Annotated in this window: 14 protein-coding genes; 4 read left to right on the forward strand and 10 right to left on the reverse strand. The window is 58.5% G+C overall.

Annotated features, from left to right (window positions below; all coding sequences use genetic code 11):
• Positions 1-105: 105 nt before the first annotated feature.
• The gene (locus FIU28_RS16880; RefSeq protein ID WP_246660712.1) at positions 106-1,173 is read right to left on the reverse strand and encodes a glycosyl hydrolase; all 1,068 of its coding nucleotides are present in this window, start codon (positions 1,171-1,173) and stop codon (positions 106-108) included.
• A 458-nt stretch (positions 1,174-1,631) separates the two neighbouring features.
• Here FIU28_RS16880 and FIU28_RS16885 point away from each other — a divergent pair, with 458 nt between their 5' ends.
• The 3 genes from FIU28_RS16885 to FIU28_RS16895 all read left to right on the forward strand — a co-directional run bounded on the left by FIU28_RS16885 (position 1,632) and on the right by FIU28_RS16895 (position 5,049).
• A complete protein-coding gene (locus FIU28_RS16885; protein ID WP_368039450.1) occupies positions 1,632-2,786 on the forward strand; it encodes a glycosyltransferase family 4 protein in 1,155 nt (384 codons plus the stop codon).
• Between the two features lie 191 nt (positions 2,787-2,977).
• Positions 2,978-4,288, forward strand: coding sequence for a nucleotide sugar dehydrogenase (locus tag FIU28_RS16890; RefSeq protein ID WP_143574365.1), 1,311 nt, complete (start codon positions 2,978-2,980; stop codon positions 4,286-4,288).
• 11 nt (positions 4,289-4,299) lie between these two features.
• Positions 4,300-5,049 (forward strand): class I SAM-dependent methyltransferase, encoded by a 750-nt coding sequence (locus FIU28_RS16895; protein WP_143574366.1) that lies wholly within the window; start codon positions 4,300-4,302, stop codon positions 5,047-5,049.
• On the opposite strand, the gene FIU28_RS16900 is transcribed toward FIU28_RS16895, so the two are convergent.
• Positions 5,033-5,626 carry a class I SAM-dependent methyltransferase gene (locus FIU28_RS16900; RefSeq protein WP_246660713.1) on the reverse strand — a complete coding sequence of 198 codons (594 nt, stop codon included), beginning with the start codon at positions 5,624-5,626 and terminating at the stop codon, positions 5,033-5,035. The genes FIU28_RS16895 and FIU28_RS16900 overlap by 17 nt on opposite strands.
• 243 nt (positions 5,627-5,869) lie before the next feature.
• On the opposite strand from FIU28_RS16900, the gene FIU28_RS16905 reads away from it, so the two are divergent.
• On the forward strand, positions 5,870-6,604 hold the full coding sequence (locus tag FIU28_RS16905) for an FkbM family methyltransferase (protein ID WP_143574367.1): 735 nt from the start codon (positions 5,870-5,872) through the stop codon (positions 6,602-6,604).
• Between the two features lie 20 nt (positions 6,605-6,624).
• On the opposite strand, the gene FIU28_RS16910 is transcribed toward FIU28_RS16905, so the two are convergent.
• The 8 genes from FIU28_RS16910 to FIU28_RS16945 all read right to left on the reverse strand — a co-directional run bounded on the left by FIU28_RS16910 (position 6,625) and on the right by FIU28_RS16945 (position 15,701).
• On the reverse strand, positions 6,625-7,251 hold the full coding sequence (locus FIU28_RS16910; protein ID WP_143574368.1) for a class I SAM-dependent methyltransferase: 627 nt from the start codon (positions 7,249-7,251) through the stop codon (positions 6,625-6,627).
• Positions 7,251-8,639: a polysaccharide transporter gene (locus FIU28_RS16915; protein WP_143574369.1), complete on the reverse strand. Its 1,389-nt coding sequence runs from the start codon at positions 8,637-8,639 to the stop codon at positions 7,251-7,253. The genes FIU28_RS16910 and FIU28_RS16915 overlap by 1 nt, the downstream gene beginning before the upstream one ends.
• A complete protein-coding gene (locus tag FIU28_RS16920; protein ID WP_143574371.1) occupies positions 8,600-9,907 on the reverse strand; it encodes an O-antigen ligase family protein in 1,308 nt (435 codons plus the stop codon). Before FIU28_RS16920 ends, FIU28_RS16915 begins: the two co-directional genes overlap by 40 nt.
• Entirely contained in the window at positions 9,900-11,018 is a 1,119-nt protein-coding gene (locus FIU28_RS16925; RefSeq protein WP_143574373.1) for a glycosyltransferase family 4 protein, read from the reverse strand. Before FIU28_RS16925 ends, FIU28_RS16920 begins: the two co-directional genes overlap by 8 nt.
• Positions 11,019-11,024: 6 nt before the next feature.
• A complete protein-coding gene (locus FIU28_RS16930) occupies positions 11,025-11,798 on the reverse strand; it encodes a class I SAM-dependent methyltransferase (RefSeq protein ID WP_246660714.1) in 774 nt (257 codons plus the stop codon).
• 104 nt (positions 11,799-11,902) lie between these two features.
• A complete protein-coding gene (locus FIU28_RS16935; RefSeq protein WP_246660715.1) occupies positions 11,903-12,547 on the reverse strand; it encodes a hypothetical protein in 645 nt (214 codons plus the stop codon).
• A gap of 118 nt (positions 12,548-12,665) precedes the next feature.
• Positions 12,666-14,942, reverse strand: coding sequence for a polysaccharide biosynthesis tyrosine autokinase (locus FIU28_RS16940; protein WP_143574374.1), 2,277 nt, complete (start codon positions 14,940-14,942; stop codon positions 12,666-12,668).
• 114 nt (positions 14,943-15,056) lie between these two features.
• Entirely contained in the window at positions 15,057-15,701 is a 645-nt protein-coding gene (locus tag FIU28_RS16945; RefSeq protein ID WP_143574375.1) for a hypothetical protein, read from the reverse strand.
• Positions 15,702-15,791: the final 90 nt, after the last annotated feature.

Here is a 15,791-nt window from a genome sequence, read left to right on the forward strand (position 1 = left end):
CGCCGGTCTTATAATTTTGCGCGATTTGCTTCATGCTGGGGTCTGCTGTTGTCGGCTCGGAGTCTCGATGAGGCCAAGGTTAAGGCGCTTCGTCATCATTCTGATTTATATGGCTTTTGCGATTAACAGAACAGGCATCGGTCCGATTTCAACCGCGTCGTTAACGACCGCGTGGCTGGCGCCATCGAGGGTTTCGTAGCGGTCGTAGGCCGATCCGGATGCAAAATTCGACTTTCCGTCGGTCATCCAGACCGCAAGCGCCGAGCGACCATCCTGCAGATCAAGCGGCAAACTCCAGACGCCGCCGTTTTGATCGACGGGACCCGAGGGCATGGCACCCACCAGCCAGCGTTGAACCGTACGATAGGCATGGCCGGCGCGCAAAAGCCCAAGCTTGGCGTCCCACAGCTTGCCGAAGCTAGCACCGCCTCCTTCGTAGGCGTACCAATAGAATCGGTCGACCCCGTACAACCATCGTAGGAGATAGGACCGCGCCACAAACGCGGCCTGCAGATCCTGGTCATTCAGCGTCGCCGGCCAACCGGCCTCGGTGTCCCATAGCGGCTTGCCAGCCAAACCATGCTGCTCAAGCAGTGTCTTGAGGCGCACCATGATCGGAATCAAGGCCTCCGGCTTCGGATCGTCCCAATAGCCGTGAAAGCCGATGATATCGGCATGTTTTCCGCCTCCCGCCGCGAGAAACTCAGCTTGCCACCTAAAGCCGTCAGCAGTCCCGATGAACGACGGCGTAATCACCTGCAGGGACGGGTCGCTATCCTTGATGATCTCGTAGGCGCGCTGCTGCAGTCGGATCATGGTCGCGACGTCGCCGGAGTAATAATTCGGATCCTCCGGCTCGTTCCATATTTCCCAGTAGCGTATCCGCCCCGCTGCCCGTTGCAGCGCTGCAGTGATGAAGGCCTCCCAGTGCCTGATGTCGGACGGCGGCGAGCTTGCGCCTCGGCTGAAGGCCGGCGCGGCATCCGGAACCGAGGCAGCCCAACGCGGGGTGAATGCCAGATTGAACACCACATCGACCTGATTGCGCTGCGCAGCGACGAGAATCTCGTCGAAGCGCGACCAATCATAGATGCCAGGGGCCGAATTAATCTCGGCCCAGTAGATGGCCCCCCACAGCCGGACTCCGGCAAACCCGAATTCCGGCCACGGCACGTGCCCTCCGATCCCATTGATCGTAAGCCCAAAATACGTTGCGGGAATACGCTGATGTATCCGTGAAGGATCCGAGCTTGGTTCTTTATGGTTAAGAAGCCACACCAGGGATGCGCCTAGCGCGACGAGGCTGAGCACCCACATTGCAGCCCCTCGCCTTAACATTCCGCGTCGGTCGATCACCTCCATAAATACCCCGTAGCGTCTGTCCGGACGTGCCGCACACTCAGGGCGAATACATTAACAACATAGCGAACTTTTATGATAACATTTGCCTTTCGTATATGAGTATGCTGCCAATACGATGTTAGAATTTATATCGCTTTAAGCGAATTCACATCCATAGCAGAAGTTCGATTGCCAGAATGGTCAAGCATAAGCCCGGTCAGCGGATTCTTTTCATCGTCGAGAACCTCCCGGTCCCGTTCGATCGCCGTGTCTGGTGCGAAGCAACGGCGTTGCGCAAGGCGGGTTATGCCGTGTCGGTCATCTGCCCGAAGGGCCGAGGACATGACGCTGCTTACGAATATCTCGACGGTATCCACATCTACAGACATCCCTTGCCGGTCGAGGCCCGCGGCGTTGCGGCCTATTTCATCGAATATCCGACGGCACTTTTCTGGGAATTCGCGCTGTCGCTGAAAGTTGCGTGGCGCCACGGCTTCGATGCCATTCACGGATGCAATCCCCCGGATCTGATCTTCCTGATTGGCTTATTCTACAAGATATTCGGCGGAAAGAAATTCGTATTCGACCATCACGATGTCAATCCGGAGCTCTACGAAGCCAAGTTCGGGCGGCGCGACATTTTCTGGAAGCTGCTCAAACTGCTTGAATTCCTGACCTTCAAGACGGCAGACATTTCCATCGCGACCAACGAATCCTATCGGCAGGTCGCGATCAGCCGCGGCCGCATGCCCCCGGACAAGATCTTCGTCGTTCGCTCCGGACCCAACCTGGAGCGCGTCCGGTCGCGGGAGCCGGATCTCGCATGGAATAAGGGTCGCCGCTTCAGTGTCGGCTATGTCGGCGTGATCGGTCAGTCCGAAGGGTTGGACTTGTTGCTGGAATCGATCGAACACATCGTGCGTGTTTGCGGACGTACCGACATTCAGTTCAACATTGCCGGGACCGGACCGGAATGGAACGCGATCGTCCAAGCCACCCGCGCGAAACAGCTGGATGAATTCGTGACGTTGACGGGTGCCATTGCGGACGACCCTTTGTTCACGATGCTGTCGACCGCCGACATCTGCGTGAATCCGGATCGGGTCACTGCGATGAACGACATCTCCACAATGAACAAGATCATGGAGTACATGGCGCTCGGCAAACCCATCGTGCAGTTCGATGTCTGCGAGGGGCGCCGATCAGCCCTCGAAGCGTCTCTATATGCCGCGAAGAACGACCCGGTCGATTTTGCCGACAAGATCCTGCAGCTCGTCGATGCCCCTGAGCTCCGGATGGCAATGGGCGCGTTCGGTCGCCAGCGCATCGTCGATGCGTTGTCGTGGGATCACGAAGAGCCGAAGCTGCTGGACGCCTATCGTCGTCTTTTTGAGCCCCAACTTGATGCAAAGCTCGCCCGCGAACGATCCGTCGCACGCGGCTGATCGATCGCAACCTCCCGCTACGGGCCCGTTGACACTGTTGTAGCGTCGATTGTCGCCGATCTTCTTTAGGACAGTTATTTACCGTTATCCGTCGAATTTCTCCAAAACATTATGCCTGTGTTATCAGCGTTAGGTTGCCGCAAAGGTGGCCAACCCAAGTGTGACGCCTGCCGGCGTCTCGAGATTTTCCCATGAATGTTAGCATCTTCGGACTAGGCTATGTTGGAACCGTCTGCGCCGCCTGCTTTGTCGAGCTCGGTCATCGCGTCATCGGCGTCGACAAGTCGAAGGCCAAGGTCGATCTCATTCAACGTGGCAAATCCCCGGTCATCGAGCCGGGACTGGATGAGAAGATCAGCCTCGCGGTCGCATCAGGCCATTTGACGGCTACCGTTAACGCGACGGAAGCGATCGCCAACACCGACATATCCATCATCTGCGTCGGTACGCCGGCGGGACCTGATGGAGACCTCGACCTGACCGCCGTCAAGCAGGTCGCCTCCGAGATTGGCCGGGGTCTGAGGGCTAAACAGGGCTCACACATCGTGGTCGTCCGCTCAACGGTGTTGCCGGGCACGACGCGCAAGACCATCGCACCACACATCGAAGCGGCTTCGGGAAAGACCGTCGGATCCGGATTTGATATCGCCTTCAACCCAGAATTCCTTCGCGAAGGCTGCGCGATCGCGGATTTTGCCAGCCCGTCCAAAACTGTCGTAGGCGCCGTTAATCCGGAAACAGCAAACAAGGTTATGGCGCTCTATCGCGACCTGCCCGGCGCGAAGATCATGCCACCGATCGAAACAGCAGAACTAGTCAAATATATCGACAATACCTGGCACGCCCTGAAAGTTACCTTCGCCAATGAAGTCGGGCTTCTATCGACATCACTTCAGATCGACAGCCGTGAAGTGATCGACATCTTTCTTCAGGACACCCGCCTCAACATCTCGGCGGCCTATCTGCGCCCAGGCTTCGCGTTCGGCGGTTCTTGCCTGCCCAAGGATGTTCGCGCCCTGACGCATCTCGCGCAGCGTCAAGGACTGTCCGTCCCCCTGATCGATAGCGTCTTGCCCAGCAATGGGATGATCATGGAACGCGGCGTTGACTGGGTCTTGTCCCACGGCGGAAAGCGACTGGCTTTTCTCGGCATCAGCTTCAAGGCCGGCACCGACGACCTTAGGGAAAGTCCGTACGTCGAATTGGTCAATCGACTGCTGGATCACGGCAAGGAAATCCGCATATTTGATCCCAACGTACAACTGGCCGGTCTCATAGGCGCCAATAAGGATTTCATGCTGCGCAACCCGCAGCTCGACCGGCTTCTGCAGAACGATCCGACATCTACGGTGGAATGGGCCGACGTAATCGTCGTAACAACCGCAGACCCGCGTTATGTGGAAGCCCTCGCATCCGTGACGGGTCGTCAGATTGTTCTTGATCTGTCCGGACACGAGAGTGTTCGCGGCAATCCAACGCCGACAAAAGTTTTTCTCGGTTGATCGAGGGCGAGATGGCAGGCTCAGCCGCTGACGAAAGACCAGAGATTCAGTTCCACGACGGCATCGCACACAAATGGGAAACATTGCATCGCGGCCGAGTGTTTCGCCAGCGTACCGCAGCGATGTTTAAATTGCTCGACGGAGCCGATCTAACACACCAAATCTGGGTTGATGCCGGATGCGGGACCGGTACGCTGTCGCGGCGGCTTGCCGAGCGAGGCTCCAGCGTTATGGGTTTCGACGCCTCGGAGGAGATGCTGGTTGTCGCCAGGAGACCAACAGTTCACGAACCATCCAAATCCGTAACCGCTCCTTCGTTCCAGCTCATCAAGACCATCGAGCACCTGCCGATGCCTCAGCGGTCATGCGATGGTGTTCTTTGCGCCAGTGTGCTGGAATATACCTCTGCGCCAGAGCGCTGCCTGACAGAATTTTCCAGGGTTCTGCGTCCGGGTGGCCTGCTCTTGTTATCGATCCCGAACCGCCCGTCCCTACCTCGCCGCCTCTTCAAGATAGCCTACGCAATTTCGTCCCGACTGCTGCCGCGTCCCGCATTTCGCTATCTCCAGCACTCGGTTTTTGAGCTCTCCATCCGGTCCGCTACAGAACTGCTGTACAAGCACGGTTTTATCGTTCTTGGTCATAATTTTGCGGGGTCGTCATTTCCCGCCGTGCTGGATCGCACGTCCCTAGTCGGTACGCTGATTAACATCGTGGCACGACGGGACGCAGCGGATCCGATTTCTAAGCCGCCGTTCTGATCGCCATCAGCGACTTGGTCAGGAAAAGGAAGCGCTCTCGGTAGATGACTGCATCAGGAAAGGTCTCTGTCATCTCCGGCCAGTCAAGCAGGTGCCAGTCGGGCGACGTCTTCTTGAACCAGAACTTGTTGAACGCTGCAATGACCGCTATTTGCTGCTTGCGCGGCAAAAGGACGACCAGCCCGGGCAACCAGGTGTGGCTCTCAATCACGAAGTACCGATAGGGCGTTTGCACATAATAGGACCTCGAAACACGAGCAATCTCGGCGGCAAGGCGCAGCTGATGCCGGCGGGCGATCGATCGGAACTGGCCGCCGTCGGTTATCGTCGTCACCTGCCGTTTCGGTCCGGTCACGTGTTCGATCACGGATGAACAGAAGCAGAAATCGAACTCTCGATCGGAAAATGGCAGGCTGTCGGTCTCGCTTAGCTCGACGGTTCGATAGCCATATCGCTCGCGCGCCTTCCTGAGATCGTCGACCGAGATGTCGCAAACCGTGACGTTTTTGTGCTCCGGCAACACCGCATGAATGTGAGCGCCGGAGCCGCCACCGAGATCTAGAATCCGGGCGTCCAATGGAATCTTCACCATACGCGTCAGAAACAGTCCTCGACGCTTACGGGCCCCTTCCGAAAGTAATGATTGGAACCAATTCAACGATCGCCCCCTTCAGCAAAAATTCGAGCCAATGTTATCTTAAAACCCGACGATTTGACAAAGAACGCAGAGACCTGACATGAATTTCATCTAGGCAGGACCGAGCCGATACCGACGGCAACGACGAGCTTCCAACGCCATGACAGCTTTTGTAGATCGCCGATGACGACCGAATCCTTCGCAAATGGTCTGCGCGACCGGTTTCGTTATTCGAAACGCGCCCTCCGCACACTGATGGGGACCGATCACCTGTCCCGCCGCGACGTCACCCTGCCCGCGCTCCGGCTGGGCAGCGACTATGGCGGCTGGACGCTATCCCTGGACTTGCTCAAGCGTGTCCCAAGGCCGACCGTCTATTCGGTCGGCCTTGGCCACGACATCTCTTTCGACCGCGCGCTGGCCGACAACTTGTCTTGCGAAATCTTCGGCTTCGATCCCACACCCAAGACCAAGACCTGGATTTCACGGCAGTCGCTGCCCGCCGGTTTCCGTTATATTCCACTGGGCATAGCAGATTGTGACGGCGCGATCGATTTCGGCGTGCCAACAGATGATTCATTCGACGATTTCAGCATGGCACGAGCGGACAGCGGCGCCGTCGTTCGCTGCGAAGTCCGCCGTCTGGCAACACTCGCCAAGGAACTGGGCCATAGCCGGATCGATGTCCTCAAGATGGATATCGAAGGGGCGGAGTACGCCGTGATCGACGACATCTGTCGCGGCAGCCTGCTGCCGATCCAGATGCTTGTCGAATTCCACCATCGTATCGATGGAGCGACGATCATCGACACCCGCCGCGCCATCGAGCGGTTGCGGGGCGTCGGCTACCGTCTGTTCGACGTCTCGCCGGGAGGCCGCGAACTAGCTTTTGTGCGCGCCGATCAGCTCCAAGCCTGATCGCGGCGTGGAGCCTCACGTTATTTGATGGCCTCGAAAAATATCGACTCGTCCGGACGATTGTCCAGCTGAGCGAGGTCGGGGCAGCGCCCCACGCGGTAGTTGGTGACCGCAGTCTCGGTGAACCCGGCAGCCTGAAACAGTGAGTTCAGCGACGGTCGCGTGAACGCCCAATGGTGCGCAAAGGCGGCACTACTTCGGCTTTCGACCTCAAACATTTGCCGAATGAACGTATATGGCTGCGCGACGTCATAGCTTGCGACAATGCGCTCCAGATCGGGCACAACTACTCGGCAGACGCCGCCGGGCACTATCACGCGTGCAATCTCGCGCGTCAGCGCCTCAACCTCGTCGGGAAACAGGTGTTCGAAGACGTGAGCGCTGAACACCGCCGAAATGCTGCGATCCGGGAAAGGCAGCGGCTTTGTCAAATCCATGTAACGCAGTTTCCGGAAACGGCCCTCGCGATGTTCGCGGTAACGCTCGGCTCCCATCAACCTGCACATATGCAGCGCCCGGGCCGCCAGAGGAATGCGGGAAACCCAGATGTGCCGCGTTACGTCGGTGTTGATCCAATGATCAACAGCGCAATTGAAGGCTCCAAGATGGAGGCGCGGAAAGCGGTCGAAGATGTCGGTAGATGTCATCAGGAAATCCGGTCCGAATACAGCGATGAGGCCACGATGGGCTTCGGTGTTTCCAATCTGACGAGGCGGGTACCGAGCACGCCGACGGACGCCGCACTCGACAAGACCATGGCCCCGATCACACCGGCCACACCCCAGGCATAGGTCCCGACCGGCAGGCTGAGGCATAGCACCGCCAGTCCAGTAATACGACTGGCGAGAAACTGCTGCGGACGGCCAACGGCGAACAACGGCAGCGCAAGTCCGAGCCAGATGCCATCCAGGCTCATGGCCAGTGCCATCAGTGCCATATTCACCTCGCTTACGTCGAAGCCGCGATCGCTGACCAGCCACGCGAGGATCGGTACGCCCAGCAGCGCGGCCGCAACCCCATAGAGCGCGGATAGGCCGCCAAACTGCATGGCGTTCGATCGAGTCAAGGACAGAAACATCGCGCGATCATTGTGCCGCAACGTGAGCGCTGCCCCCGGCAGCTTCACCGATAACAGCGAGGCATTGAGTTGGCTGAGCGGAGCGAACACGACCAACATAAGTCGCAACGACGCACTCGCTTCCAGGCCGATCAGCAGGCCGCAGAGCGGGATCAGGCCGATGCTGCTGATCCAATAGGTCAACGAGGTCGCGGCGAACCAGCGGCCTTCACGCAACAGCCGTGTAATCAACCATGTCAGGACGCGCCGGTGCGGCTTCGCAAGGCCGGCGGCGTAGACCAGTCCAAACAGACCGGCGGCGGCGGACGATAAGGCCACACATGCCATCGCCGCGGCAGCGCTGGTCAGTTGCAGCCAGATCATCGCAGCCGCGGACCCCGCCAGCACCACAGCATAAATTAAAGCCCCGCTTACGACACGCCGCAATCTACCATCGAGATAGCCGATCCGGCGAAAGACGCTCTGCAACCGCGTAGACGGAATCGCGGTCCCCGTCGCTATGAGTAGAGCCGCATGATCGAAATGAAAACTCAATGCGACAAGTCCAGCAACGACAAATGCGACACCAAACAATCCGGACGTCCCGATCGATGCGACATACAGACTGGCTCGAAGCTGCGGCCAACGGGAACTGGCAACCCGATGCGCTACTGCCGGAAGGCCGTCATCGAACAGACCACGGAACAGCACCGATTCGAGCAGGATCAGGAACGCCCACGCAATGCTAAAACGCCCGAACGACTGCACGTCGAGCGCATTGGCCAGAACGAGCGTCAGGAACAGCGAGCATCCGCTCACGATCGCCTGATCCGCGACGCCCCAGACGAACGGCATGCGCCGATTCAGCAGTTCACATATCCGCTTATTAATCTGCTCGCGACGCATCGGTGCGCCTGTGATGTCGGGAAGCGACGCACTCAAGCCCGCCACCCCGGCGCAAAGCGAAACGATGCCCAACTTTCCAACGCCTCCGACGTATCCACCACCCTGACCTGCAGGCCAAAATAGCACCAGAACATAAGGACGCAGCCGATGAAATTATGAAGCAGCAGGCTGCTGTCGTTGAAGGCGGACACCAACGTGAAGACCAGGACAGCGAACGGCGCGAGGCGCATGGTCGACGATCCGGCAAATGCAAACACAACAGCATTCCAGATTCCCCGGCAGGCAACCAGGATGAACGTTGCGCCACCCAACAAGCCAAACTGGATGAGTGCTTCAAGATAGGCATTCTCGAAGGAGCTGTATTCCGTATTCCACGGCGCCATCCGGGTCAGCTCCGTGGCGGGACCACTCACCAGTCCGTTGAAGAAGCCGGCAAAGCCATATCCGATCAGCGGATGCTGCCAGAAAAAATACGGCCAGACAGACCACAGGAAGGCGCGCCCGGTTAGGCCTGACGTGCGGCCAATCAATTGGTACAACATGTTGGTCGGCGTCATCAGCAATGCCAGGGTCGCAAAACCGATCACCAGCCAGTAAATTGCTGCAGCATCACGCCGACCCGACACGAGCAGAAAGCCGCCGAAAGTGAAAACGATCGCGACGGCAACGCTGATCAGCGGACCTACCCCACCTGTCGCGGCCAGCGCAAGCAAGTGCAACAACACCATCACGGCCGAGCTGATCATTCGCCAACGGCTGCCGCCAGACAGCATGCGAACGAGGGAAATCGTCGCCATCAACCCAAAAAACGACCCCGCGAGATTCTTGTGTCCGAACACGCCGGCATAGGATTCAGTCCCGAGAATGGTGGCTCGATGCAACGGATCGTAGTCGATCACCGAACCGATGACCGGGAAAAACAGAATGTGAAACACCAGAACGAAAATTCCAATTCGAAACAGCGCTTCAGTAAACGAATCGACGGGACACCGCACGACGACCCAACCGGCGAATGCGATAGTTGAGAAATACATCGCGAACTTGATCACGGCGGTATCCTGACTGCCGTTATAAAGCAGCGAACCAACGGAAAGAACAAACAGAGTCACCAGCAGAAACGACCGAGCATAGAGCGCGATAAAGACTCTAGCATTCGCCAGTATCTTGATGAATAGCGTCGCGTAAAGGCACATCCACACGATCCGGAACAGGACTGATTCTCCTGCGCGCTCCGAATAGGAAATTCCCTCGATATAGTTGAACAGGAAGTAGATCGCACCCAATACCATGATGAGATAAAAATGCAGAAACAAGTCGAACTGCGACCACCAGCTACGCATGTGCAGCTCCCCGCTCCCTCGGTAAAGGCTGCGCGAGGCGCTCAACAACCTTCAGGAAGGAGCTGGCCGAAGCCTCGATCGTAACCTCGCCGGCGGCGCGTCTGGCATGGGCCGACATCTCATTCCATAGTCGGCGATCGTCCAGCAAGCGTCCTGCAACCTCGACCCAATCCGCGACGGCGAGATCACAGACGAAGCCGGTATCGGCGTCACGCACCAATTCGTCGGCTGCACCCACATGCCGCGATACGATGCACGGAACACCGCATTGCATGGCCTCGTTGCAAACAAGTCCCCATGGCTCAAGCAGCGACGTCAACATCAGGACACGACATTGCCCGAACATGCCGGCCATGGCCTGCCATGGAAGATATCGGTCGTGGGAAACCTCGATCCCGGCAGCGGCGAAGCGCGCCATCATGCGCTGTTCCGCTGGTCCCGTCCCGACAATGCGCACCGTGAGGTGCGGTCTGCGGGTATGCAATGCGACGACGACGTCCTCGAAGAATGCTGCATTCTTGGCGCCATCGTTAATTCGAGCGCACCAAAGAATATCGAACGCTCGATCGCCACCGGGCACCGGGATGGGCGCATCCCAGGCGGGCACCAGCGGAATTAGAGCGAGCTGTTCGGCGGCCATTCCACGGTCATGAAAGTAAGCACGTCCCTTGCGGCTGCAACTGACGATTGCCTGGCATCTTGCCAGGATCCAGGGCCTGACAACGCGGTGGTACAGCGTATCCGGCATCGTTTCCGCCCACCCGTCCATTGTCAGAGCCAATGTCCTGCCATGGGTTGTAGCCCATAGCGCCGCCGCCAGCATGGACGGAAAGAAGCCGTTCAGAAACAGGATGTCCGGCTCAAGCTTGCGCAGCGCCCGCGAAATGCCAAAATTGATATGCGTAAAACGGGATCTGCTTATCGGAAGCGTGAGACCAGGAACGACGTGGTGTGCGTAGCGTGGAGAGATTGACGCCGCCCATTGCCGGTCCGGCTCCTGTGCCGTGCAGGACAGCACTGCCAAATCGAGGCCGCGCTCCACCAATTCGTTGTAGAGACGATTGGTATAAGGCGTAATCATGTTGTTGAAGACGACCACGCGCGGCGCCATGACACCTCATGCCCCCTGTTTGGTCTCTAATGCGGACGTATATGGTTCGCACAGCGCGCCACAGTGAAAAGTCGCCAGCCGCACCGCCATGTCGGGCGACGCCGCGAGCAGCGATTTTCGGATGATGCTCTTCGTCACGCCGGACATCCGCGAGCCATGAAAGGCATGCACTGCCAGGCTATGATCGTAGACACCGAGCTTGAGGACTCGTAACCCGGCGGTCTGCAGCACGAGCCGGAATGTGTCAGGCGTATAGAAATTGATGTGACCGATATCGACGGTCGACTGCAATGCCCGATGGTTGGTACGGGCATGCAATTCGCATGGCACTTCCACATAAACAAAACGCCGCGACGTACGAGCCAGTTCGCTCAGGAAACGGCGTTCATCAGGTACGTGCTCGAGCACGTGACTGGCGTACACGAGGTCGAAGGCACCGTCCGGGAATGGCACCACCTCGCCATCATAGGCACTGAACCGCAGCGCCTCCGTTGCCGCACCGTTTGCTTCGAGATTTGGCGACGGATCGACCAGATCAATCCCGGTAAACTGCTTGCCGACCTGAAGGGTCGACAGACGTGCCAGCACCGCACCGGTGCCGCAGCCGACCTCGAGCACGCCGTCGACGCCGGCGGCCACATCGGCCAACAGGTCGGCGATATGACCGGCCTTGTCGATCGCGCAGATCCGCCGCCACTCGCGCTCCCGCGCAGAATAAAGCCCCTCGTAGTGGGCGTTGTGCCGACCGATCTGGAAGTCCGTGCTCATCGCTGTTGTCATGATCGTCACTGTAGCACGACCGCCGGAAATACGTATTGCGGGCGTCTGAAGTTTGGCAAAGTCGTTAACAAAGGTCGCACGCTTACCTGCACCATTGCGTACGCTCAACCGCGCGGTCTTGCACCCGCATTCTGCCTGACCTCGTAGCCGATGTCGGCCATCGCCTTGACGAGAATGGCCACGTTGCGTTCGGGGACGGAGGACAGGCTCGCCATCAGCATGTCCCGGTAGGGCCAGCCGGGTCCTGACAGGATTGCCATGGCTTCCGAATAGAGTTCGCTCTTCACCAATCGCGCGAATTCCGCACGCGTTTCAGCCGCGAGGTCCGGGGGTAAAACGTCGAAGAGCGTCAGTGAAAGGTAGCTCCGTTTCGGGACGATCCACCCCTCATTGGGGCCAAGGCGATACGACATCCGAAGAAGGTCCAGATTAGCCGGCGTAAAGCCGTCACGCGTGTTCCTGGTCCAGAACAGGACCAGCCAAAGATAGGAATCCGCAGGTGCACAACCGAGAGACTTGCGTAAAGCGTGGTCCAGCGCCTTCATCCGCCCGTCGGCCTGATCGTGCGATTCCGATGAGGGTGCGCTCTCAGCGATACGAAGCCGGATGATGGCCGAACTGCGATCGATGGCGGGAATGCAATCGGGCCGGGCAGCCGCCCGATCGAGCAATGGCATGAGGCTGGTCACAGCCTCCTGCCCGATCGGGACATTCTGGATGATGAGATTCTGCGTGGCTTCCAGACGCATCTGATCGAAAAAGACCGGAAGGCAGAAAGCTCCCCAAACGATCGCTACGACCGCAGAAGTCGCGAGCGCCAGACGAACAAGCCACAGTCCGGCACGGGGTAGGACGAGCGACGTCAGGCTAGTCCGTGTAACCATAACGACCATAGTGCGAGTTGTAATAATAACTCTTGCCCGAATAGCCGCTGTAGCGGCTCATCGACGCGATGTCGGCCTTGTTCAGCACAACACCAAGCAGATTATCGCTCACGGCCTTGGCACTATGCAGCGCCCGCTCGGCAACCTGAACCTGGGTTTTGCCCCATTCGACGATGAAAATGTAGGAGTCAACAAAATGGGCCGTGGTTCGCACATCGACGACCGGCGTCAGCGGAGGAAAGTCGACGATAACGTAATCATAGCTGGCACGCGTGCTCTCGATAAAACTCTTCATCCGGTCGGATGCGAGAACCTCCTGCGAATGCGCGATACGCGACTTCGTGGCTCCCGGCAGGAACACCAGACCGGTAATTGGATCTTTCCATAGCGAATCTTCTAGCGACGCTGTCCCCGCCAGAACGTCGAGGATACCGCCGTCGGCGTTCGACGCCAGCTTGCGGCTTAGCGAAGGATTGCGCAGGTCGCAATCGATCAAGATCACGCGCGCGCCGGTTTGGGCGATCAACTGGGCGAACACGAACGCGATGGTGGATTTGCCTTCGTTCGGCAAGGCCGAGGTCAGCGCGAGCACCTTGGCACCTTTGGTGGTCACGCCGAGATCGGCATTGACCTTGATGGAGCGAATAGACTCGGTGAACCGCGAGAACGGCGAATCGATCGCGGCCCAAAGGATCGGTTCTTTGCCGCGCTGAATCGTTCGAGGTTCCTGCGGACCATCCATTGCCGGCGGGGCCACCGCCTTGATCTGGTTTGGCGGCACTCGCGGCACCACCGCGATGCAATCCGTTCCAAGCGTTGCTTCGACCATCTCGCTGGTGCGGAATACGCGATCGTAGAGGTCGCGAAACACGCCGAAGCCGAGACCGAACAGCAGCCCCGCAAAGGTCGTCAGCGCCATCACTACCAGTGTCTGCGGGTGACTGCGTCCCAGCGGCCTCGAAGCCCGTGTAATGATCCGGGCCTCGGTGATCGGGAAAGACTGCTGCTGGACCGACTCCATATAACGCTGCAGGAAATTGTCATACATCGCGCGGTAGGTTTGCGCCGAGCTCTCCAACTCCCGCAGTGACACCTGCGCCTGATTGGTCGACTGTGACTGGTTAACCGATTCGCCGAGCGCACGCTCTAGCTCGGTCTGCCGCTGCTTGGCGATGGCGTAATCGCTCTTGTAACTTTCCGCCAACCGCTTGAGCTCTTCGATGATGGAGCCTCGAATCTCGCGCATCTGGTTGCGCAGATTGACCGCCGCAAGATGGTTGAACCCATAGCGGGCCGACCAGTCGGCTTCCCTGGCAGCCAGATCAAGATATTGTCCGCGCAGCTTGGTGACGACCTGATTGTTAAATGTGTCGGCAACCGTCGCGTCGGGCGTGCCGCTCGTGACGACGGCGTCGATGCGGTCAAGCCTTGCCTTGGCGTCGGATACCTGCCCGCGAACCGTGACCAGCTGGGTGTTCAACTCGCCGAGCTGCTGCTCATTCACCAGCTTGCCGCCAGCGTTAACGATGTTGTTTTCCTTCTTGTAGTCAAGCACCGCCCGTTCGGCGACAGAGGCCTGGGAACGCAGTTCCTGGATGCGGTCCTGCAGCCAGATGCTGGCGCGCCGCGTCGCCTGATACTTCGAATCAAGCTGGTCGACGATGTAGGCGTCGGCGACGGCGTTAGCTACCTCGGCCGAGCGCTCGGCGCTCAGGGAGCGGAAACTGATTTCGATGACGTAGGTCAGCCCGCGCCGACGCACGTCCAGCTGTCGCTGGAACATCCGGACGGCGCGGCGGGTAATTTCGTACTCGTCGCGCGGTGCGGCGCCCGCGAACAGGTTGGAGACAAAATCGAACACCGCGCCAACGACACCCGAGTTCGACCCGACGAATTCCGGATCTTCATTGAGCTTGAGGTTCTTGATGACAGCGAGCGCGACATTCTCGGAACGAAGAATTTCGACCTGGCTCTCGACCGCCGTCGAATCGATCGGCACATCACTGGCAATGGATTGCTGCTGAAAGCCCTGGAACTTGCGCGTGTCGATGATCATCGTCGCAAGCGAAGTATAGCTCGGTGCGGCGGTCAGGACATAGGCGAGTCCTCCCAGCACAGCGAGTGCCGTACAAATGACGATGACCCAGGCCTGCCGACGAAGATAGGAAAAAAGACCGTCAACGGTCTCGGCCAATGACGGCACGTCGATCGGGCGGATCGCCCTGTCTATAGGTGTCGGAATTTTATTGAGCTGCAGCATCTCGTCCTAGCGTCACATATAGAAACGTTCATCCGATATACGACCGGGTCACCGACGATTGCCCCGACTCAACTGAACGACAAGGCGCGGTCTACACCGCCGCGCAGAACGCCATCATGGGCTGGTGGTGGAAGAAATCGTTGTCGTCCCGGTCGTGGAATTGTTGCCAATTCCGGTTACCGAAGACGTGAAGCCAAAATTACCGGTGTTTGTGCTGCTGCCATTGATTGCTTCGGCTGCACCACCACCTGCTCCAGTGGTTCCGAGCGAACTTGTCTGGCCACCGGATGCACCCGCGCTACCCGCGGCGCCTGCGCCTGTCGCGGCCGTGCCGGAGTCGCCCGCCCCTTCCGCGTATGCCGTAAACGCGTCGAGGTCTTTGGTTTCGGCCACGGCCTTCTGAATCGTTTCGGAATAAGGCCGGTTGGTCCGCGCGAGCATTTTTGCAGCTTCGCCTAGCCCCTTTGCGATAGCTGTCTTCTGGTCCTTGTTTCCCTTGGCGATCAAGCCGATCATCGCATCGAGCGCTGTCGGATCATTGAGCGCGAACTCGCGAATACGGCTCTGCAGCTCAACGCCGCCGTTCGGAAAGGTCGTCAACAACTGTTCGGGACTGTTCTTGAACACGACAAGCGACTGCGCCACGGTGCTCCGAGTTGTTTGGGCGACGATAGGGGCGATCGGCGCGCAAATAGTGAAGAGCGCGGCGACTGCACTCCTCGCAAAACGGCGCGTCACAAGAACCTGAAAATTAGGCACGGCAATCTCCTTAACAAAATGCTAACAAAACTTAGCATAACAATGTGTTGGAGCCAATGAAATTACCGGCGCGGCCGGGATCTTGCGCGT

This window comes from Tardiphaga sp. vice154 (genome assembly GCF_007018645.1).
In the GTDB taxonomy this organism is placed as follows: Bacteria; Pseudomonadota; Alphaproteobacteria; order Rhizobiales; family Xanthobacteraceae; genus Tardiphaga.